This window comes from Kocuria sp. ICS0012 (genome assembly GCF_001665945.1).
Classification (GTDB): domain Bacteria; phylum Actinomycetota; class Actinomycetes; order Actinomycetales; family Micrococcaceae; genus Kocuria; species Kocuria marina.
The window spans coordinates 38,308-56,695 of the sequence record NZ_LZMM01000027.1 but is presented as its reverse complement, the minus strand read 5'-3'; the positions used below and the strand labels follow the sequence as shown (position 1 = coordinate 56,695).

General features: G+C 69.5%; 20 protein-coding genes and 1 pseudogene. 9 read left to right on the top strand and 12 right to left on the bottom strand.

Annotation, left to right across the window (positions count from 1 at the left end; translation table 11 throughout):
* Both A5728_RS13395 and A5728_RS03745 read right to left on the bottom strand, forming a co-directional pair.
* A pseudogene (locus A5728_RS13395) lies at positions 1 to 442 on the bottom strand (DJ-1/PfpI family protein); the annotation flags it as partial.
* A 583-nt stretch (positions 443 to 1,025) separates the two neighbouring features.
* Positions 1,026 to 1,793: a hypothetical protein gene (locus tag A5728_RS03745; RefSeq protein WP_064845772.1), complete on the bottom strand. Its 768-nt coding sequence runs from the start codon at positions 1,791 to 1,793 to the stop codon at positions 1,026 to 1,028.
* 280 nt (positions 1,794 to 2,073) lie between these two features.
* Here A5728_RS03745 and A5728_RS03740 point away from each other — a divergent pair, with 280 nt between their 5' ends.
* Entirely contained in the window at positions 2,074 to 2,547 is a 474-nt protein-coding gene (locus tag A5728_RS03740; protein WP_064845771.1) for a hypothetical protein, read from the top strand.
* A 28-nt stretch (positions 2,548 to 2,575) separates the two neighbouring features.
* Positions 2,576 to 3,721, top strand: coding sequence for a MalY/PatB family protein (locus A5728_RS03735; protein WP_064845770.1), 1,146 nt, complete (start codon positions 2,576 to 2,578; stop codon positions 3,719 to 3,721).
* A gap of 93 nt (positions 3,722 to 3,814) precedes the next feature.
* On the opposite strand, the gene A5728_RS03730 is transcribed toward A5728_RS03735, so the two are convergent.
* The 7 genes from A5728_RS03730 to A5728_RS14020 form a co-directional block, all read right to left on the bottom strand.
* A complete protein-coding gene (locus A5728_RS03730; RefSeq protein ID WP_064845769.1) occupies positions 3,815 to 4,192 on the bottom strand; it encodes a monovalent cation/H(+) antiporter subunit G in 378 nt (125 codons plus the stop codon).
* Positions 4,189 to 4,446: a monovalent cation/H+ antiporter complex subunit F gene (locus tag A5728_RS03725; RefSeq protein WP_035961140.1), complete on the bottom strand. Its 258-nt coding sequence runs from the start codon at positions 4,444 to 4,446 to the stop codon at positions 4,189 to 4,191. Before A5728_RS03725 ends, A5728_RS03730 begins: the two co-directional genes overlap by 4 nt.
* Positions 4,443 to 4,829, bottom strand: coding sequence for a Na+/H+ antiporter subunit E (locus A5728_RS03720; protein WP_064845768.1), 387 nt, complete (start codon positions 4,827 to 4,829; stop codon positions 4,443 to 4,445). The genes A5728_RS03725 and A5728_RS03720 overlap by 4 nt, the downstream gene beginning before the upstream one ends.
* Positions 4,826 to 6,427, bottom strand: coding sequence for a monovalent cation/H+ antiporter subunit D family protein (locus tag A5728_RS03715; protein ID WP_064845767.1), 1,602 nt, complete (start codon positions 6,425 to 6,427; stop codon positions 4,826 to 4,828). Before A5728_RS03715 ends, A5728_RS03720 begins: the two co-directional genes overlap by 4 nt.
* The gene (locus tag A5728_RS03710) at positions 6,424 to 6,753 is read right to left on the bottom strand and encodes a cation:proton antiporter subunit C (protein ID WP_064845766.1); all 330 of its coding nucleotides are present in this window, start codon (positions 6,751 to 6,753) and stop codon (positions 6,424 to 6,426) included. Before A5728_RS03710 ends, A5728_RS03715 begins: the two co-directional genes overlap by 4 nt.
* Complete coding sequence (locus tag A5728_RS03705) at positions 6,750 to 9,701, bottom strand: DUF4040 family protein (RefSeq protein ID WP_082943211.1); 2,952 nt, start codon at positions 9,699 to 9,701, stop codon at positions 6,750 to 6,752. The genes A5728_RS03710 and A5728_RS03705 overlap by 4 nt, the downstream gene beginning before the upstream one ends.
* Positions 9,702 to 9,788: 87 nt before the next feature.
* Positions 9,789 to 9,947, bottom strand: a complete 159-nt coding sequence (locus A5728_RS14020) for a hypothetical protein (protein WP_156523370.1) — start codon at positions 9,945 to 9,947, stop codon at positions 9,789 to 9,791.
* 101 nt (positions 9,948 to 10,048) lie between these two features.
* Between A5728_RS14020 and A5728_RS03700 the strand changes: the two genes are divergently transcribed.
* Both A5728_RS03700 and A5728_RS03695 read left to right on the top strand, forming a co-directional pair.
* The gene (locus A5728_RS03700; protein WP_064845764.1) at positions 10,049 to 11,077 is read left to right on the top strand and encodes an LLM class flavin-dependent oxidoreductase; all 1,029 of its coding nucleotides are present in this window, start codon (positions 10,049 to 10,051) and stop codon (positions 11,075 to 11,077) included.
* Between the two features lie 13 nt (positions 11,078 to 11,090).
* Positions 11,091 to 12,110, top strand: coding sequence for a GTP-binding protein (locus A5728_RS03695; RefSeq protein WP_064845763.1), 1,020 nt, complete (start codon positions 11,091 to 11,093; stop codon positions 12,108 to 12,110).
* Between the two features lie 8 nt (positions 12,111 to 12,118).
* Here the strand turns inward: A5728_RS03695 and A5728_RS03690 are convergent, their stop codons facing one another.
* Positions 12,119 to 12,808, bottom strand: a complete 690-nt coding sequence (locus A5728_RS03690) for a TrkA family potassium uptake protein (protein WP_064845762.1) — start codon at positions 12,806 to 12,808, stop codon at positions 12,119 to 12,121.
* Positions 12,809 to 12,874: 66 nt separating this feature from the next.
* Positions 12,875 to 14,314, bottom strand: coding sequence for a TrkH family potassium uptake protein (locus A5728_RS03685; protein ID WP_082943210.1), 1,440 nt, complete (start codon positions 14,312 to 14,314; stop codon positions 12,875 to 12,877).
* A gap of 149 nt (positions 14,315 to 14,463) precedes the next feature.
* Here A5728_RS03685 and gcvH point away from each other — a divergent pair, with 149 nt between their 5' ends.
* The 5 genes from gcvH to A5728_RS03660 all read left to right on the top strand — a co-directional run bounded on the left by gcvH (position 14,464) and on the right by A5728_RS03660 (position 17,381).
* Positions 14,464 to 14,850 (top strand): glycine cleavage system protein GcvH, encoded by a 387-nt coding sequence (gene gcvH, locus A5728_RS03680; protein WP_064845761.1) that lies wholly within the window; start codon positions 14,464 to 14,466, stop codon positions 14,848 to 14,850.
* Between the two features lie 34 nt (positions 14,851 to 14,884).
* Positions 14,885 to 15,328, top strand: a complete 444-nt coding sequence (locus A5728_RS03675; RefSeq protein WP_064845760.1) for an FHA domain-containing protein — start codon at positions 14,885 to 14,887, stop codon at positions 15,326 to 15,328.
* An 8-nt stretch (positions 15,329 to 15,336) separates the two neighbouring features.
* A complete protein-coding gene (locus A5728_RS03670) occupies positions 15,337 to 16,092 on the top strand; it encodes a MerR family transcriptional regulator (protein WP_064845759.1) in 756 nt (251 codons plus the stop codon).
* Positions 16,089 to 16,601 carry a bifunctional nuclease family protein gene (locus tag A5728_RS03665; protein WP_064845758.1) on the top strand — a complete coding sequence of 171 codons (513 nt, stop codon included), beginning with the start codon at positions 16,089 to 16,091 and terminating at the stop codon, positions 16,599 to 16,601. Before A5728_RS03670 ends, A5728_RS03665 begins: the two co-directional genes overlap by 4 nt.
* Before the next feature lie 237 nt (positions 16,602 to 16,838).
* Entirely contained in the window at positions 16,839 to 17,381 is a 543-nt protein-coding gene (locus A5728_RS03660; protein WP_064845778.1) for a MerR family transcriptional regulator, read from the top strand.
* 35 nt (positions 17,382 to 17,416) lie between these two features.
* Here A5728_RS03660 and A5728_RS03655 read toward each other — a convergent pair whose 3' ends face one another.
* Entirely contained in the window at positions 17,417 to 18,256 is an 840-nt protein-coding gene (locus tag A5728_RS03655; protein ID WP_064845757.1) for a ParA family protein, read from the bottom strand.
* Positions 18,257 to 18,388: the final 132 nt, after the last annotated feature.

Sequence of the window (18,388 nt, the reverse complement as noted above, 5' to 3'; positions counted from 1 at the left end):
CTACGCTCGGCAATGCACCCATCAATCGGAAACCGACGACTCGTACAGCGACCGGACCGAATGAAGGGGGCGGCCCACGGCCTTCGACCACACCGGCCTCGATCAGCGTCCACGGCCCGTGACAGATCGCCGCAACGGGCTTGCCGCTTTCGACGAACTCGCGGACGAAGGAGACCGCGTCGGGGTCAACCCGGAGTTGGTCGGGATTCACCGTGCCGCCCGGGAGAAGCAGGGCGTCATAGTGGGTGACAGAGGCGTCCGCGACCAACCTGTCAACGGTGAAGGTGCCTGCTGCCTCCAGATCGTTCTCACGCGCCTGAATCTCACCGTCATGGATCGACAGCACCTCGGTCTGCGCGCCAGCCCGCTCCAGTGCCTCGCGGGGCTGTTCGAGCTCGACTCGCTCGACCCCGTCGGCGGCGAGGAAGGCGACTCTCCTGCCCTATAGCGTCTCGGACATATCAACTCGCCTTAAGATCCCGGAGTCGTGGCCCTGGGCAGCCGCGATCGTCGCGGTCTTCGCGCACATCGCCGCTATCCCGCAACCGGCCTGAGCTGGCCCGTGCGCCCCCGACATCACCACCCGGAGAACCGCAGCCCGACAGCGTCGGCCGCAAGATCGTCGTGCTGCTCGTGGGCAATAGGTTCCACGCCGTCGTAGCGCCTCTCACGGCTCTGACCGCGAACTGAGCTTGCCCACGAGGGGGACCAGAATCATGCACTCCATGCATCTCGTGACGTGTTCTGCATGATCTGACGCTAGGAATCACGCAGAATCCGGTCTGGCCGGAGCAGTCTGGACGTCTGGGGGTCAAGGGGTCGCAGGTTCAAATCCTGTCATCCCGACCGAGTGAACCGGCTCCGGCCAGGCAGAAATCCTTGGCCGGAGCCGGTTTTTGGTGCACGGTCCCGCTCATGGCTACCACCCGAATTTCTAGTGGCGTTAGAGCACATTTCGGTGCGGCGAAGCTGTTTTAACTTCACTAGAAATCATGACCCGCCACTCGGCCGTTCCTCGTCACTCATCAGGTGTCCCGCGTGAGCCGCACCCATCCGTCGGACAGCGCAGCGCGCAGGCCCGCCTTGCGCGAGACCGCGGGCAGTGCGTGCGAAAGGCATGCCACGGCGTCGTACCCGGAGTGGTCCACGCCCGGCAGGACGTGCAGGTTCGTGTCGAAGCCCGCGGCCTGGAACGCGGCGACGCCCTCCTCGGCGGCGCCCAGCGCGCTCCACTCGGGCGGGTTCGTGGCACCGTCCACGTCCTGATCGCCCACCCACCAGTGCATGGCCGTGTTGCCGATGCACGGCCGGGCCTTCTTCTTGGTGGCCACCGGCGCGTTCGCTCCGCCGCCGCCGATGATCACCGCGCCGCCGTGCGTCATCCCGGGAATACCCCGGTCCAGCAGTTCGTAGGTGATGAACTCGGCGCCGCCGCTGTACCCCAGGAGCCAGATGTTGCTCGCGTCCACCTGCGGGTTCCGCTCGACGATGTGCTCGTGCAGCGCCCGGAAGTACTTGCCGTTCGCCTTGCAGTCCTCCCACCACGTGTAGCCGTCGCCGGAGCCGTCCTCGTCCGGCGTGTTCACGGCCACGAACATGAGGTCCCGGGCCCGTGCTGCCACCGCGAGCCGGGCCAGATCGCCCTCGTCCGGCCAGTTGATGGACGTGTCGTCCAGGTCCCAGTAGTCGCCGTCGAAGTAGTACATGATCCCCGCGGTGCCCGAGTCCCACACGTGGTACCACGAGCTCAGTCCGTTCGGCGCGGTGAAGTCCACGAAAGTTTCCGGTGCCACTGTCCCCCCTGAGATGATCCGCCCCGATTCCCCCGGCACGGCGCGTACCCGTCCAGTATGCCGCGCCCGCACCCCGGACGACGACGCCGCACCCCTCTGCCTTTATTGAGCTAAGGCGTGATCCGGTGCACCGAAGCTGCTTTTGCTCCATTAGAACGCGGGTGTGGCAGGCGGGGTGGCGCGAGTCATCGGGCAAATGCGCACGTCATGTACCCACCCGGGTGTGACCGTCCGGCGCTCAGCATGCTTAGGTGGAGGGACACGACGAAAGGGGTATCCCATGAGCAACGTGATCACCACGTACCTGCAGGACCACCACGCCGGATCGGCCGCGGGGGTGGATGTGTTCCGCCGTGTGGCCGAAGGCCACGGGGACCCGGAGGTGCGGGAACAGGTCGAGCGACTGGTCCCGGAGATCGCCCGCGATCAGAAGTCCCTGGAGGACATCATGTCCATGGTCGGGGCCAAGCCTGCCCTGCACAAGGATCTCCCTGCGAAGGCGGGGGAGAAGCTCGCACGCCTCAAGCCGAACGAGCGGATCAAGGAACGTTCGCCGCTGTCGGACATCGAGGAACTCGAGGGTCTCGTGGCCGCCGTGCACGCCAAGGGCCTCGGCTGGCGGCTGCTCCTGGAGGTCCCGGACGAGCGGTTGGACAAGGACCTGTTGCAGAACCTCTACGAGCGCGCGCAGGAGCAGGAGAAGACCCTCGAGTCGCTGCGTCTGGGCCAGGCCAAGAAACTCACGGAGTCCTGAGGACCAGACAGTAACGGGAGGAGGGACCATGACGACCGCCGATGACATGCCCGCCCTGCGACGTCGTACGAGCGCCAAGTGGCGCACGTACCCGCGGGACGTGTTGCCCATGTTCGTCGCGGAAATGGACTTCCCCACGCCGCCGGCCATCAAGGCGGCGCTACAGAATGCGATCGAGAACAGCGACACCGGGTACGCCACCCCGACCGACCGCGGCGCCGCGGAGGCGTTCGCGGACTTCGCCGCGCAGCGGTGGGGGTGGCGCCCGGACCCGGCGCGGATCTCCTACACCACGGACGTGAGCGTGGTGATCGTGGAGTCGCTGCGCCGTCTCATGGCGCCCGGCGACGGCGTGATCATCACCCCGCCCGTCTACCCGCCGTTCTTCGACCTCGTGGTCGAGGCCGGCGGGCGGGTCGTGGAGGTCCCGCTGCTCGACGACGCCGCGAGCTACCGTCTTGATCTGCCCGGCATCGACGCCGCCCTGCGCGCGGGTGCCCGCGGCGTGCTGCTGTGCAATCCCCACAACCCCGTGGGGCTCGTACATTCCCGCGAGGAGCTCGAACGGCTCTCCGAGATCGTGGCCGAGCACGACGGATTCGTGGTCAGCGACGAGATCCATGCCCCGCTCACGCATCACGGGACCAAGTTCACGCCATACCTTTCGGTGTCCGATGCCGCGCGCGCGCACGGCGTGGCCGCGGAATCGGGGAGCAAGGCGTTCAACCTGGCCGGTTTGAAGACTGCCATGTTCGTGGTGGATTCCGAACCCATGATGCGGTGGCTCGAGCAGTTGCCGGACGAGGTGTCCTACCGCACCGGCAGCTTCGGCCTGCTCGCCACGCGGGAGGGTTTCCGCAACAGCCTCGACTGGCTGGACGAGACGATCACCGCGATCCAGGACAATACCGAGCTGCTCGAGCGCGAAGTGAGCGAGAAGCTCCCGGGCGTCGTCGTGCGCCGAGGTCACGCGACCTATCTCGCGTGGCTCGACATGCGCGCCCTGGGATGGGGCGATGATCCCGCCGCCTACGCACTCGAGCACGCCGGGGTGGCACTGTCCAATGGACCCATGTTCGGTGGCGCGGGCAAGGGCTTCGCCCGGATGAACCTCGCGTGCGCGCCCGAGACCGTCGTGGAGGCGGTAGACAGGCTCAGCGGGGCCGCACACTGACCCCGGGTGGCCGTTCCGGGCGCTGAAGCGCCAGCCGTACGCCACGAGGGACCGCGGTCCACACCCGGTGCCGGGGGGCGGGACGTGCGGTCCTCAGTCCACGGCAGGCTTCCGTGCGGGTTCCGGGTCCCGCTCCGTGCCGGGCGAATCCGCGGCCAGCTCGTCGAACGCATACCGCTCCAGGGGAGTCCCCGTGAGATATGCCGATCGCGCGATCGCCATGGTCCCCACCGCGGACGTGATCAGGTGGATCGTGATGATGAGCACGACCTTGACCACGTTGGACACGGACGGCTGCAGCAGCAATGCCCCCGTCACCACGAACACGATGCCGAGCCCGCCCGCGGTCCCCACGGCCGAGACCCGCATGTACGCGTCCCGGAAACGGGCCACCCCCAGGGTGGCGGTCGCGAACACGAGGGCCCCGGCCACGATCAGGACGTTGCCCAGCACGGTCAGGATTTCGTTCATCGCTTCCCCCTGGTCAGAGCCCGTGCCAGGGACAGCGCGCTGAGGAATCCCACGAGCGCGGCCACGAGCACGATGTCGAAGGTGTACTCGTTGGCCACGCGCACACCGAACAACGCGATCAGACCGACGAACCCGAACAGCAACAGGTCACCCGCGACCGCGCGGTCCGCCTCCGTGGGTCCGCGCAGGATCCGGAAGGCCGCCGCGAGGCAGGCCACGGCGAGGATCACGATCCCCACGGTCACACCGATCATGACGTCCCTCCCGTGCGGCGCACCGCGCGCAGCAGTCGTGTCTCAAGTTCCCGGACCTCGACCCGCACGCTGTCGGCGTTACCCGAGTACAGCGAGTGGACGTACAGCGTGCGGATCTCGTCCTCGTCACGACGGCGCTGCGCCGCCACGGGTGCGTCGTGCATCCCCAGCGTGAGCGTGCCGGGGGTGAGCGTGATGAGGGCGGCCAGCAGGGTCACTTCCAGGTCCGAGCGGCAGCGCGTCCGCACGCGGGCCACACCGGGAGTCGAGTTCTGCCCCGGGGTCAGGTTGTCCCGCAGCACCGCGGTGCTCGAGGAGATGATCTGCCCGGCGTACCACACCAGGAACCCCACGACCCGGACAGGCCAGGTGAGCCAACTCATGAGTCCATCACCGCTTTCACGTAGGTCGAGGTGTCCAGCAGGCCCTCCGCGGCGGTCGTGGATACGCCCATGAGCACTTCCGCGCCGAGGCCCAGCGCGAGCGTCAGGCACGCGGTGACGACGGCGGGCCCCGCCAGGGCCGCGGAGATGCGTCGCCCGCTCGCGGTGGCCACGGCGCCGTCGTCACGGGCGGCCGGGGCAGGTTCCGGCACGGCCCCCGCACCGGAACCGGCAGTGCGGGCGGCGGGACCACCACCGGCCCCGGAACCGCCCCCGTTCTCGAGCGACGACTCGCGCGCGGAGCCCCAGAACACGCCGTTCCAGATCTTGAGCATCGACAGCAGCGTGATGAGACTGACCGCGAGCATCACGATCACCGCGATCACGTGACCGGTGTCGACCGCCGCGAGGATGAGCGAGAACTTGGCCACGAACCCGGAGAACGGCGGCAGCCCGGCCAGGGACAGCGCGGCCACGAAGAACGCAACCGCGATGACCGGTTCACGCGTCGTCATCCCGGACAGCGCGCCGATCCTCCCGGTCATGTAGCGCACCTCGATCGCCCCGGTGGACAGGAACAGGGACGCCTTCACGATCATGTGGTGAAGCAGGTAGAAGATGCCCGCCGCGAGCCCGGCCAGGGTGAACAGTGCGACCCCCAGCAGGATGTACCCGATCTGGCTGATCATGTGGAACGCCAGGATCGATCGTGTGGTCTTCTCGCCCACGGCGCCCAGCACGCCTGCGACCATCGTGAGGCAGCACAGTGCCACGCCGATCCACAGCCAATGGGCGTCGCCGTCGAAGACCACGGCGTAGATCCGGTAGATCGCGTAGCTGGCCACCTTGGTGTGCAGCCCGGAGAACAGTGCGGTGATCGCGGGGGAGGTGGCCGGATAGGCGACCGCGAGCCACCCGTGGATGGGGACCACCGCGGCCTTGATCGCCAGGGCGAACAAGCACACGGCGGTCGAGATCGCCACGGTGCCGTCGGTCGCGGCGCGGCCGGCCAGTTCGGCCATGTTCACGGTGCCCGCGGTGCCATAGATGAAGCCCACGCCCATGAGGAAGATCGTGGAGGTGAGCAGGTTCAGGGTCACGTACAACCGTGCACCCATGACCTGCCGCTCGGTGCCCCGGTGCCGCGCCGCGAGGACGAACAGCCCGTAGGACGGCAGCAGCATGACCTCGACGAACACGAACAGGTTGAACAGGTCCACGGTCAGCAGCGCGCCGTTCACGCCCGCCGTGAGCACGAGCACGAGCGGGGCGAAGTACACGGTGGCCGCCCGGCCGGAGGCGTAAGCGAACCACGAGCACACCAGAGTCAGCACCCCGGTGACCGTGAGCATGAGCGCGGCGAACATGTCCGCCACGAACGGGATGGAGATCCCCACGGGCCACTGCGCCACACCGTGGGCCACGGCCCCGCCGCTGCCGGCGAAATCGGTCACGAGCCACACGCCTCCGGCGATCGCGAGCAGCAGGGTCCCGAGGAGACCCACGGCGTGCAGCACGCGGCGGTCGCCCACGATCAACAACATCGCGGACACGAGCAGGGGAAGTGCGACGAACAGGGGGAGGAGGGCGCCGCTCATGAGCGCACCTCCTCGAGCTTCGCCTCGGTGTCGTCGTCATCGTCCCGGCCGGTCACGGCCAGCACGAGCATCACGATCGTGATCGAGAACGCAATCACGATCGCCGTGAGCACGAACGCCTGGGGCAGGGGATCCGCCACGGTGGACAGGTCCTCGGGGGCACCGAAGGGCTCGTGGCGCCGCGCGCTGCCGCCCGCGGCCATGAGCACCACGTTGCCCGCGTGGCCCAGGAGCACGAAGCCCAGGATCACGCGCAGCATCTCGCGCTGCATGAGCAGGTACACGGCACCGAACACGAGGAGTCCGGCGATCACGGCTGCGCTCATCGGGGGGTCACCTCTCCGGTCTCGTGGGTCGTGTGTGACGAACGGGTCGTCGCGGGACTCGCGGCGGTACCGCTCCGGGCGGCACGACGGCGCTCGCCGGCCCCGGCGCGCGCGCCCGGGGACGCGCCGGAACCGGGCTGGTCGTCCGGTCCCGCGGCACCGGGTTCGGGTTCGCGGGACAGCACCTTGGTGATGTCCGACGGCGGCCGCCCCAGCAGGTTGAACGCGGCCAGGATCACGCCGATCACCGCGAGGTACACGCCCCCGTCGAACACGAGCGCGGTGGTGATCTCGAATCCGAGGATGCGCGGGTGCAGGGGCCGCAGGAAGGACCCGTCCAGGTACCCCAGTAGGCCCGTGACGGTTCCCACGGCCACGCCGGCCCCGATCAACCACAGGTACGGCAGGCGCACGCGGGCGCGTTCGTCGGACGGCGCGGCCAGGTAGCTCAGGGTGAAGCCGGCTCCGCCCACGAGCGCGGAGATGAAGCCGCCGCCGGGTTCGTGGTGTCCGCGCAGCAGCAGTATCACGGACATCGCCACGATCACGGGCCCGAGCAGGCGCGCGGCGGTGCGCACGAACACGGTGTTGGTCTCCGGGTCGCTCACGGGCGATTGCTCGTCGATCGGGGCGGGGTCGTCCGCGGCGGGGCGGCGCCCGTGCAGCAGGGCGGCGATCGTGAGCCCGGCGACACCCAGCACCGTCAGTTCGCCCAGGGTGTCCAGGGCGCGGAAGTCCACGAGGATCGTGTTGACCAGGTTGGACCCGCCGGTCTCGTTGTAGCCGTGGGTCAGGTAGTACTCGGACGCGGGTGAGGCCTCGCGCCGTCCGGTCAGCATCCACACGCCCGCGGTGGTCGCCAGCCCCGCGGCGCCCGCCACGAGCAGCGCGACCACGCGGCGTCGTGCGCCGGGAGAGGAGAAGCGCGCGGGCAGGCGGCGCAGCAATAGGACCATGACGCACACCGTGAGAATCTCCACGAGCAGCTGGGTCATGGCCACGTCCGTGGCGCCCAGGTCGAAGAACCACACGGTGATCGAGAAGCCCACCACCCCGGTCACCACGATCGCGGAGATCAGGCTGCGCGCGTTCATCATGGCCGCCACACCGCACGCGATCAGCAGCGCGAGCAGCCAGTCGAAGGGCTCGCTCGCCGCGATCCGCACCGGCGGCAACTCGGTCGTGCTCCACACGGCGAGCAGCGCGACGACGCTCAGGCACACCGCGGGGATCGACAGGTGCCGCGCGGGGGCGGGGCTGTTCGTCCACGAGCCCACGACGCCGCCGAGCCGGATGGTCCCATCGCGCGCCCGGTCCACGCCGTCCAGGGCGGAGAACGGGAAGGCGCGCGGGGCCAGGACGGCGTGCACGCGGCGTCGGGTGAGGACGAGTGCGGCACCCGAGGCGAGCACGGCGAGGGAGACGAACAGTTCGGGGACCGGGCCGTGCCACACCGCGAGGTGCTTCTCCACGGTGGACCCGGCGGCCGCGCTCGCACCCGCGGAGGCGAGTCCGTCCAGCAGGAACGGCACGAGACCCAGGACGAGCCCCGCGAGGGCACCCGAGGCGGGCGCGGCCCAGAAGGACACCGGGGCCTCGCGCACCACGGTGCCGTTGCGGCCACCGAGCGCGCCCAGCACGAGGCGCGCAGCGTAGGCGACCGTGAAGACCGAGGCGAGGGCGGCTGTGGCGGTGAGCAGCCACGGGGCCCACGCGGGACCGGGAGCCTCGAGGAAGGCCGCGAGCATGGACTCTTTGCTCACGAAACCGAGCAACAGCGGGATCCCCGCCATGGAGGCGGCGGCCAGCACCATGAGGGTGGCGGTCACGGGCATCCGCGGGTTCATCCGGGCCAGCTCGCGCAGATCCCGGGTGTGGGCGCTGTGATCGATCACGCCCACGCCCATGAACAGGGCGGACTTGAACAGCGCGTGCGCGATCGTGTGCACCACCGCGGCGGACAGTGCGGCCGTGGTGCCCACCCCGATCATCGCGGTTAACAGACCCAGCTGGCTCATGGTTGAGTAGGCCAGCAGTTCCTTGAGGTCGTAGCGGCGCAGCGCGGCCACGGCACCGAACACCGCGGTGACGAGTCCTGCCGTGACGAGCAGGACGGTCCACGCGGGAACTCCGGAGAAGACGGGGGAGAAGCGCAAGAGAAGGTAGATGCCGGCTTTGACCATGGCCGCGGCGTGCAGGTACGCGGAGACCGGGGTGATCGCGACCATAGAGTCCGGCAACCACGCCTGGAACGGGAACTGCGCGGACTTGGTGAACGCGGCGACCGCCACGAGGACGGCCACGAGCGTGGTCAGCCCGGACTGCGCACCCCACACGTCGTGCGTCAGGACGGCGCTGATCCGGGTGGTGCCGGTGGCCACGATCATGACGGCGACGGCCGCGAGCAGCACGAGTCCGCCGGCCACGGTCACGAGAAGCGTGCGGATCGCGGGTTCCCGTGCGCCGTCCCCCGAGCGTGCGATGAGCAGGAACGAACACAGGGTGGTGGCCTCCCACGCGACGTAGAACACCACCAGGTCGTCGGCGAGCACGAGAGCCAGCATGGCCGCGGCGAAGCCCGTCATGAGCGCATAGAACCCCGCGTGCTTCCCGCGATCGGCCCGGTCCGTGCGCTCGAGGTAGCGCGTGGCGTAACACAGCACCGCGGCCCCGATCACCAGGACCAGGAGGGAGAAGACCAGCGAGAGCCCGTCCAGGCGCACGTCGAGCCCCACGTCCAGGGACGGGATCCACGGCAGCGACTCGACGACCGCGGGGGTGGGCTCGGCGGGGGAGTGCGCGGCGTCGTCGTACCCCAGCGCGATCAGCGCCGCGGCGCCGAGCAGGGGCACCGCGAGCAGCCATCCGACGTTGCGGCCGATCGCGCGGGTCAATAGAGGGGCGAGCGCGCACGTGAGCAGTGCGCCCGCGAGGCAGGCAAGTAGCAAGGGTCCACCTAGGTCCGGGGTGACATGAGGTCAGAGCGGGCCGGAGGACGGTGTGGGCGCTCACGAGCGCCGGCAACGGCTCCGGGGTCAGTGGACGGAGGCCGACGGCGGTGCGCCGGCCTGGTTGGCGCCCCACGAGGACACCTGGCCGTTCGTACCCACGGATCGGACGAGCAGACCCGGAGACACGCTGCCGCGAGGGACGGCGTGCGGGCGCGCGGCAGTGGCGATCGGGAACGTGGGCATCGCGATCGAGCCTAGCAAGAGCCCGCGGGGTGGGGAAGCGACCGGCCACCCGCATGGGCCGCCACCGGAATAGCTGACGTGTCCACAATGTTGTGCGTGGCATGGCCGTTGAACTGGGAATCGACACCTTCGGGGACGTCACGTGGGACGACGACGACCGCCCCGTCTCGCACGCGCAGACCGTCCGCAACGTGGTGGAGCAAGCGGTGCTCGCGGATCAGGTGGGGCTGCACTCGATCGGGATCGGGGAGCACCACCGGGACGACTTCGCGATCTCCGCCCCGGACGTCGTGCTCGCCGGGATCGCCACACGCACCGAGCGGTTGCGCCTGGGCACGGCCGTGACGGTGCTCAGCTCGGACGACCCGGTGCGCGTGTACGAACGCTTCGCCACGCTGGACGCGCTGTCCCACGGGCGGGCCGAGGTCGTGCTGGGCCGCGGCTCGTTCACCGAGTCCTTTCCGCTGTTCGGATACGACCTGCAGGACTACGAGGCACTGTTCGAGGAGAAGCTCGCGCTGTTCGCGGCGCTGCGCACGAGTCAGCCGGTGACCTGGAAGGGCACGCTGACCCAGGACCTGCGGGGCGTGAGCCTCTACCCGCCGCTCGAGAACGGACCGCTGCCCACGTGGATCGCGGTGGGTGGTTCCCCGCAATCGGTTGTGCGGGCCGCGCACTACGACCTCCCGCTCATGCTCGCGATCATCGGCGGGCCCGTGGAGCGGTTCTCGCCGTTCAGCGACCTCTACCGCCGCGCGCTCGCCGAGTTCGGCCATTCCGACAACCCCGTGGCCTACCACTCCTACGGGTACGTCGCCGACACCGACGAGCAGGCCCGCGAGGAGTTCTTCCGCCCCTACACGATCTCCACCGAGCGCATCGGAGCCGAGCGCGGGTGGCCCGCACCCACCGAGGAGTCCTTCCTGGAGGAGGTGGAGCACGGGTCCATGGCCGTGGGATCTCCCGAGACCGTGGCCCGTAAGATCGCCGCGGGCGTGCGGGCCCTGGGTGCCTCGCGCTTCGACCTGAAGATCTCCACGGGCCCGCTGTCCCACGGAAAGCTCATGCGTAGCATCGAGCTCTACGGCACGCGTGTTGCGCCCCTCGCGCGGGACATGCTCGCGGACTGATAAGCATGGACCCATGCCGAGCTCGCTTCCCGTCCTGATCCTCACCGGCTACCTGGGTTCCGGCAAGACCACGGTGCTCAACCACTTCCTCGCGACCGGCGGCGCGCGGATCGGTGTGATCATCAACGACTTCGGGGACATGAATGTCGATGCCGCGCTCGTGGCGGGGCACGTTGCCGAACCCGTGTCGATCGCGGGCGGGTGCCTGTGCTGCATCGAGGACCCCCGCCAGCTCGACGACGCCCTGCGTACGCTGTCCCGGCCCTCCCTCGAGCTCGACGCGGTCGTGATCGAGGGCTCCGGGATCGCCGAGCCCCCGGGGCTCATCCATATGGTCCTGGGCAGCGAGGTGCGCGACGTACGCTTCGGCGGGCTCGTCGAGGTGATCGCCGTGGCCCGCGTGGCGCTCGCGGAGGCCAGCGGCTGGGACCTCGCGCAGCACGTCAAGGCCGCAGCGGTCGTGCTGCTGACCACGACCGACCTCGCCGATCCCCGGGAGACCGCCGCGGTGCGCGAACGGATCGCGCACGCCAATCCGCATGCGCTCGTCATCGACGCGCCCCACGGGGCGGCCGATCCCCGGTTGTTCTTCGACGCCGCCGAGCACCCCGTACCCGAGGGCGGCCAGCTCGCGCTGTGGGAGTTCGGCCGGGCCCCCGGCCACGACCACCATGATCACGACCACCACGTCCACCACCGCGCCACGGCCCTGGACGCGCCCTCGGTCGTGGACCCCGCGGCGCTCGCCGAGCTGCTCGAGGACCCGCCCGCGTCCGTCCACCGGATCAAGGCGATCGTGGATGTCGCCGCGGGCCGGGGGATCCGCCGGTTCGTGGCGCACTCCGTGGCGGGATACGTCTCGGTGGACCGGGTGTCACGGCCCTCCGACGAGCCCGCGCGGTCCCGGGTCGTGGCCATCGGCCTGGAGCGCGACGACGCCGCACTGCGCCGCCGCCTCGACGCCCTCGTGCGCCCCGACGGCGCTCCCGCGGCCACGGCCCGTGAGCTGCGCCGACTGACTCGGTTCCTATAGGAACACCCTCAGGTCAGGTTCGAGAAGTGCTCTACCTTGGCGGTGGGCCCGGTCACGAGGATCTGGTCGTCGTCGTAGAGCATGGTGCCGGGTTCGATGGGCTCCCACTGACCGCCCGGGCGGCACACGGCCACCACCGAGACCCCCAACCGACGCCGCACGTTGAGCAGGTCCATGGGTCGTTGCTGGATGGGTTCCGGCGGGGTGCACCGCACCAGGGCGTAGTCCGCGTCGATGGGCACGAAGTCCAGGATCCGGTGCTGGATCAGGTGCGCGGCACGCGTGCCCATGTCGCTCTCGGGATTGACCACGTGCTGCACGCCGATCTGGGTCAGGATCTCCGCGTGGGGCTCCGTGATGGCCTTGGCCCAGATCGCGGGGCACCCGAACTTCACGAGCCGGGACGCCGCGAGAATGCTCGCCTGGATGTCCGAACCGATGCCCACGACCGCGCGGTCGAACTCGTCCACGGACAGCTCCCGCAGCACGTCCTCGTCCGTGGCGTCCGCGCGCACCACGGACGTGAGCTTGCCGTTGAAGCGCTGGACCACCGTCTCGTCCATGTCCACGCCCAGCACGTCCGTGCCGTTGCGCATCAGTTCCGTGGCCAGGGCACCGCCGAAGCGGCCCAGCCCGATCACGACCACGGCGTTGGCCATGGCGTTGCGGGATGACGCGGCGGGGTGGGATCCGAACATGGGGCTTCCTTCGTGGGTCGTGGTCGTCGAGCACCGGGTCCACGGGTGGCGCGGGCTGGCCCGGGCTCATCCGATGAGCGGTCGTTCCTTGGGCAGTTCGTAACGGGGTGGGCGGCGGCCGAATGCGATGGCCGCGGCCACGGTGACCGGGCCGAGTCTGCCCGTGAACATCAGGGCGATCAGCACCCACTGCGCGAACGGGGCGAGCGTGGGGGTGATCCCCGTGCTCAGTCCCACGGTCGCGAACGCGGAGACGGACTCGAACAGGACACGGTCCAGGCCCAGGCCGGTGTCCGTGAGCATGATGAGCATCGTGCCACCGATCACCGCCACGGTCGCGAGCACCACGACCGTGATGGCCTCGCGCTGGACGGAGCGGGAGAGCTGCTTGCCGAGCACGGGTACCGCGGCGCCACCCCGGATTTCGGTGAGGGCCACGAAGAACAGCACCCCGAACGTCGTGACCTTGAGACCGCCGGCCGTGCCCGCGGGGCCGCCGCCGATGAACATCAGGATGTCCATCCCGAGCCACGACACCGGGTGCATGTGACCGATGTCGATGCTGTTGAAGCCCGCGGTGCGGGAGATCGTGGACTGGAAGAACGCGTTGAGCAGCTTGACCGCGGGCGGTTGGCCGCCCAGGGTGCCCGGGTTGTTCCACTCGAGCATCAGCAGGAACAGCGTGCCTCCCGCGAGCAGCACGGGGGTCGCGAGCAGCACGAGCCGGGTGTTCATGCTCCAGCGCCGGGGCACCCGGATGTGGCGGCGCAGTTCGTAGAGCACCGGGAAGCCTAGCCCGCCCAGGATCACGCACGCCGCGAGCGTGAGCAGGATCCAGGCGTCGCCCGCGAAGTCCATGACGTTGAGCGTGTACAGCGCGAATCCCGCGTTGTTGAACGCGGACACGGCGTGGAACCCCGCGTGGGCTAGGGCGGTGCCCGGCGGGTAGTGGTAGTGGCCCCAGAACCGCAGGAACAGGATGAGCGCCGCGATGCTCTCGATCACGGCGGTGGTCGCCACGATGCGTGCGACCACCTTGCGCGCTCCGCCGCGGGATTTCGTCTCCGCGTTGGCGAGCAACCGGGAGGACAGGCCGAATTTACGGGCCAGCAGGATCCCCAGCATGGTCGTGAACGTCATGACACCCAGGCCACCCACCTGGATCAGACAGATGATGACCACCTGACCGAATGGCGTCCAGTAGGTCGCCGTGTCCACCGTGACCAGGCCGGTTACGCACAACGCGGAGGTCGCGGTGAACGCCGCCGTGAGCACGTCCGTGCCCCCGGGAGCCGTGGTGGCTGGGGGCATCATGAGTAGCGCGGTGCCCGTGAGCACCGCCACCAGGAAGGCCGTGACGATGATCCGTGCGGACCGGGCGGGGGTGAGCTCGTGCAGGTGCAGCGGATCGCGGCGTCGTCGGCTCAGGGGGACGGCGCGGGGGATCCTGGACCCGTGCGTGCGCGCGCGGATCGCGGCCTGGCGGAGGGCCTCGGTGATGGGCACGGGGTCAAAATACACCCGCCGGGGCGGTATCGGCTGAGCGCCGCGTGAGCGCGCCTGAACCTCGTAGGCCGTTCAGCTAACACCGGCGCGCTGCACACGCGCACGTGTGATGAACCCGACTGCGTGAGTCGTGCCCTAAACTGACCGACATGACCAACATTCCCGCGGAACTCGCGTACACCGAAGAACACGAGTGGGTCGAGGACCTCCACGAGGACAACACTTTCCGTGTGGGCATCACGGACCACGCACAGAACGAACTGGGCGAGGTCGTGTTCGTCCAACTACCGGAGGTCGGGGACACCGTCTCCGCCGGGGACGTGGTGGGGGAGGTCGAGTCCACCAAGTCCGTGAGCGATCTCTTCGCGCCCGTCAGCGGCGAGATCGTGAGCGTCAACGACGACCTCGTGGACAACCCCGGCGCGCTCAACGAGTCCCCGTACGGATCCGGCTGGCTGTTCACCGTGCGCGTGGACTCCTCGGATGCCACCGGGCAGCTATTGGACGCCGATGCTTACCAGCAGTTGCTGGACTGAATACGCCAACTTCACGTGAGGTGAGGGAACCCTGATGTCGAACCATGAGAAATCCGGTACCCAGGCGGGTCCGGAGACCACATCCATCCAGATCGTGGGGGATGTGCTGGCCCATGCCGCTCACCACAAACTCTCCGAGAGCGAGCAGAACGCGGTGGCCTCCCTGCCCCCGGGCTCCGCGCTGCTGCTGGAGACGAACGGCGGGCTGACCGGTGCCCGGTTCCTGCTAGACCGGGACGAGATCGTCGCGGGTCGTCACCCGGCGTGCTCGGTGTTCCTGGACGACGTCACGGTGTCCCGCCGTCATGTGGAGTTCATCCGACGCAGCGGTACGTTCGAGGCAGTGGACCAGTCCTCCCTCAACGGCACCTACGTCAACGGTGACCGGGTCGCCACCAAGGTGTTGGAGAACGGCGACCAGGTCCAGATCGGCAAGTTCCGGTTTACGTACTACCACTCCGTGCAGAACGGTTCCTGACGCGCTCCATGCCTGATTCCGAACGACCGCAAATCCCGCGGGTGGGTATCGGGGCGTTACTGCGCCGATTGCAGCCGCAGTTCCCTGAACTGACCGCGTCCAAGGTGCGCTTCCTCGAGGACCAGGGACTCGTGCACCCGTTGCGGAGCGCCTCGGGGTACCGCAAGTACTCGCACGAGGACGTCGCCCGGTTGGAGACCGTGTTGACGCTGCAGCGTGAGCGCTACCTCCCGTTGCGGGTCATCCGTGACCGCTTGGACCGGGGCGAGGATCCCGCGCAGGACACCGAGCGGCAGGAACCGGGGACCGGACGCTCCGGGGACGGCGTCGACCCCGAACCCACTTCACCGGTTCCGGACGGCGGTCGGCGGTACACCCTGCGCGAGCTCGCGGCGCGGTCGGGCACGGACGTGCCGCTGCTGCGGGAACTGCTCAACCACGGCCTGCTCGTGGAACGGGTCGGCGCGTTCGACGGCCACGCACTTACCGTGGCCGTGGCTGCGGGCAAGCTCAACGGGTACGGGATCGAACCGCGGCACCTGCGGGTGCTGCGGGGCGCCTCGGAACGCGTGATCGCCCTGGTCGAGGGCAGCATCTCACCGTTGCGCAACCGCAGGGACCCCGAGACGCGGCGGAGGGCCGTGCAGCGGGCTCGAGAGATCGCCTCGCTGTGCCTCACCGTGATGACCGCGCTTGTGACCTCGCAGGTGGAGGAGACGGTGCAACCGTTCGCCTCGCCGGACACGGACGGGAGCGCGCAATGAGCCCGAACGTGCGCATGGAGATCGCCGGGGTGCGCATGGACGTGCCCACGGGCCAGCCCGTGGTCGTGCTGCGCGAACTCCAGGGCGCCCGGCGTCTACCCATCTGGATGGGGACCAACGAGGCCACGTCCATCGTGTTCGCGCTGCAGGGCATCGAGCCCCCGCGCCCCCTTACACACGACCTCCTGTTGTCCGTGGTGGACCAGCTCGGGCGCAGCGTGCGGGACGTCGTGGTGCACACGGTGGAGAACACGGTGTTCCACGCGGCCATCTCCTTCGACGACGGCACCGTGGTGGACGCCCGCGCTTCGGACGCCCTCGCGATCGCCGCGCGCACGTCGTGCCCCATCCTGTGCGCCGCGGCCGTGCTGGACGAGGCCGGTCTGGTGCTCAGCCCGGACGGGGAGCTGCGGGAACAGGCGGGGGACCAGCCGCAGGAGGCCGAGGCCCAGGTCCGGGAATTCCGGGATTTCCTGGACCACGTGGATCCGGACGATTTCCAGTCCTGATTCCACCCCGTCCGGGCCCCGTGCGGGTAGGCTGACGACACGGGCCCGCCCGTGGACAATGTCTTTGACCCGCTCCACCCGTGGGTTTACCGTCGAGGAGGCGTCAGCGAGCTGGTGCCCGTGTCCGGGGGATCGGACACCCCTACCCACGCATGAGGAGGACGCTTGAGCAATCCGGAGCTGCCGCTGGACGCGGCACGGCTGCGCGCATCTTCCCTCGCCGGCGGCACCCAGGAGATGTTGTTCACTGACAACCTGGGCGGCTACGACGAGACCGTGGGCTTCCGCGGTCCCACCGCGTGCAAGGCCGCGGGGATCACGTACCGCCAGCTCGACTACTGGGCCCGGACCGATCTCGTGGAACCCACCGTGCGCGGCGCCAAGGGCTCCGGGTCGCAGCGGCTCTACAGCTTCCGGGACATCCTGGTGCTCAAGGTCGTCAAGCGCCTGCTCGACACCGGTGTCTCCCTGCAGCAGATCCGCTCGGCGGTGGGCGCGCTGCGGCTGCGCAACATCGAGGACCTCACGCGGTTGACGCTCATGTCTGATGGCGCGAGCGTCTACGAATGCACGTCCCCCCACGAGGTCATCGACCTGGTCCAGGGCGGTCAGGGCGTGTTCGGGATCGCTGTGGGTCGGGTGTGGCGCGAGGTCGAGGGCACGCTGGCCTCCATGCCGGGCGAACACACGAGCCTGGACGGGGCCCCCGCCGCGGATCCGTTCCCGGAGGACGAGCTGTCCGCCCGGCGCGCACGCCGTCGCAAGAAGAACGCGGGCTGACCCGCCACCGCACCCCGCCGCCGCGGGTTGCGGGATCAGCGCGTGAGGCCCGCCAGAATGGTGCCGAAGCGCTGCGCGAGATCCTGAGCCGGGGCACCCGGCCAGCGGTGGACGGGCCACGCGGCCCCCTGGATCTGCTGCATCACGGACAGGTCCGGCAGCACGGGATCCACCACGAGCGGTCCGAACAACTCCTGCAGTTCCCGCATGCGGTGACGCTGTTCGACCGAGTCGTCGCGCACGCGGTTGATCACCACCCCGGCCTCCGGGACGGCCCAGATCCGCGAGGTCTCGAACTGCGCGAGCGCCGTCATGGTGCGCTTGGTACCCGCCACGGAGAACAGGGACGGCTCGGCCACGGAGAGCACCTTGTGGGACGCGGCCCACGCCATGCGGGTCAGCGCGCTCAGGGTGGGCGGGCAGTCGATCAGCACGAGCTCGTAGCGGGCCAGTCCCCGCAGCGCGGTCTCGAGACGCTTGAGGTCCTTGGTCCGGAACGCGGCGTGGTCCAGGTGCGACGACGCCGCGGAGCCGGGTGCCACGTCCAGCACGGCTCGTGCGCCGTCCCCGGTCGATGACCCGTCGGCAGGCGCGCCCGGGCCCGCGGGCACGGTGTGCGGGGTGATGGGATGCTTGGTCCACGAGGACGCCGTGGCCACGGAGGCCAGTGCACCCTTGCGGGGGCGGCGCAGCACGGTGCCCACCTCGTGCCCCGGGCGGGCGTGGACGCCGAGCGCCGTGGAGGCGTCGCCGTGGGGGTCCAGGTCCACCACGAGCGTGGGGACGTGTGCTTCGAGAGCGGCGGAGGCCAACCCCAGGACCACGGAGGACTTGCCCACCCCGCCCTTGAGGCTGCTGATGCTGACGATCGGCACGGATCACCCTTCTGTCACCTGAAATGGGGGCTGTCCACCAGCCTGTTCCATGCTAGTGGGTGGATCACCGCACGTGGCGAGCCGGGCCGGGCGGTGCCGCGCGGCGTCGTCGTCATGAGCGGTAGGTGTCAC

What these genes read in the sequence shown, in the direction of transcription:
- A5728_RS03740 (WP_064845771.1), top strand. Translation starts at nt 2,074, where the DNA reads ATGAGCAACGTGATCACCACGTACCTGCAGGACCACCACGCCGGATCG.
- A5728_RS03735 (WP_064845770.1), top strand. Translation starts at nt 2,576, where the DNA reads ATGACGACCGCCGATGACATGCCCGCCCTGCGACGTCGTACGAGCGCC.
- A5728_RS03730 (WP_064845769.1), bottom strand. Translation starts at nt 4,192, where the DNA reads ATGAACGAAATCCTGACCGTGCTGGGCAACGTCCTGATCGTGGCCGGG.
- A5728_RS03725 (WP_035961140.1), bottom strand. Translation starts at nt 4,446, where the DNA reads ATGATCGGTGTGACCGTGGGGATCGTGATCCTCGCCGTGGCCTGCCTC.
- A5728_RS03720 (WP_064845768.1), bottom strand. Translation starts at nt 4,829, where the DNA reads ATGAGTTGGCTCACCTGGCCTGTCCGGGTCGTGGGGTTCCTGGTGTGG.
- A5728_RS03715 (WP_064845767.1), bottom strand. Translation starts at nt 6,427, where the DNA reads ATGAGCGGCGCCCTCCTCCCCCTGTTCGTCGCACTTCCCCTGCTCGTG.
- A5728_RS03710 (WP_064845766.1), bottom strand. Translation starts at nt 6,753, where the DNA reads ATGAGCGCAGCCGTGATCGCCGGACTCCTCGTGTTCGGTGCCGTGTAC.
- A5728_RS14020 (WP_156523370.1), bottom strand. Translation starts at nt 9,947, where the DNA reads ATGCCCACGTTCCCGATCGCCACTGCCGCGCGCCCGCACGCCGTCCCT.
- A5728_RS03700 (WP_064845764.1), top strand. Translation starts at nt 10,049, where the DNA reads ATGGCCGTTGAACTGGGAATCGACACCTTCGGGGACGTCACGTGGGAC.
- A5728_RS03695 (WP_064845763.1), top strand. Translation starts at nt 11,091, where the DNA reads ATGCCGAGCTCGCTTCCCGTCCTGATCCTCACCGGCTACCTGGGTTCC.
- A5728_RS03690 (WP_064845762.1), bottom strand. Translation starts at nt 12,808, where the DNA reads ATGTTCGGATCCCACCCCGCCGCGTCATCCCGCAACGCCATGGCCAAC.
- gcvH (WP_064845761.1), top strand. Translation starts at nt 14,464, where the DNA reads ATGACCAACATTCCCGCGGAACTCGCGTACACCGAAGAACACGAGTGG.
- A5728_RS03675 (WP_064845760.1), top strand. Translation starts at nt 14,885, where the DNA reads ATGTCGAACCATGAGAAATCCGGTACCCAGGCGGGTCCGGAGACCACA.
- A5728_RS03670 (WP_064845759.1), top strand. Translation starts at nt 15,337, where the DNA reads ATGCCTGATTCCGAACGACCGCAAATCCCGCGGGTGGGTATCGGGGCG.
- A5728_RS03665 (WP_064845758.1), top strand. Translation starts at nt 16,089, where the DNA reads ATGAGCCCGAACGTGCGCATGGAGATCGCCGGGGTGCGCATGGACGTG.
- A5728_RS03660 (WP_064845778.1), top strand. Translation starts at nt 16,839, where the DNA reads ATGTTGTTCACTGACAACCTGGGCGGCTACGACGAGACCGTGGGCTTC.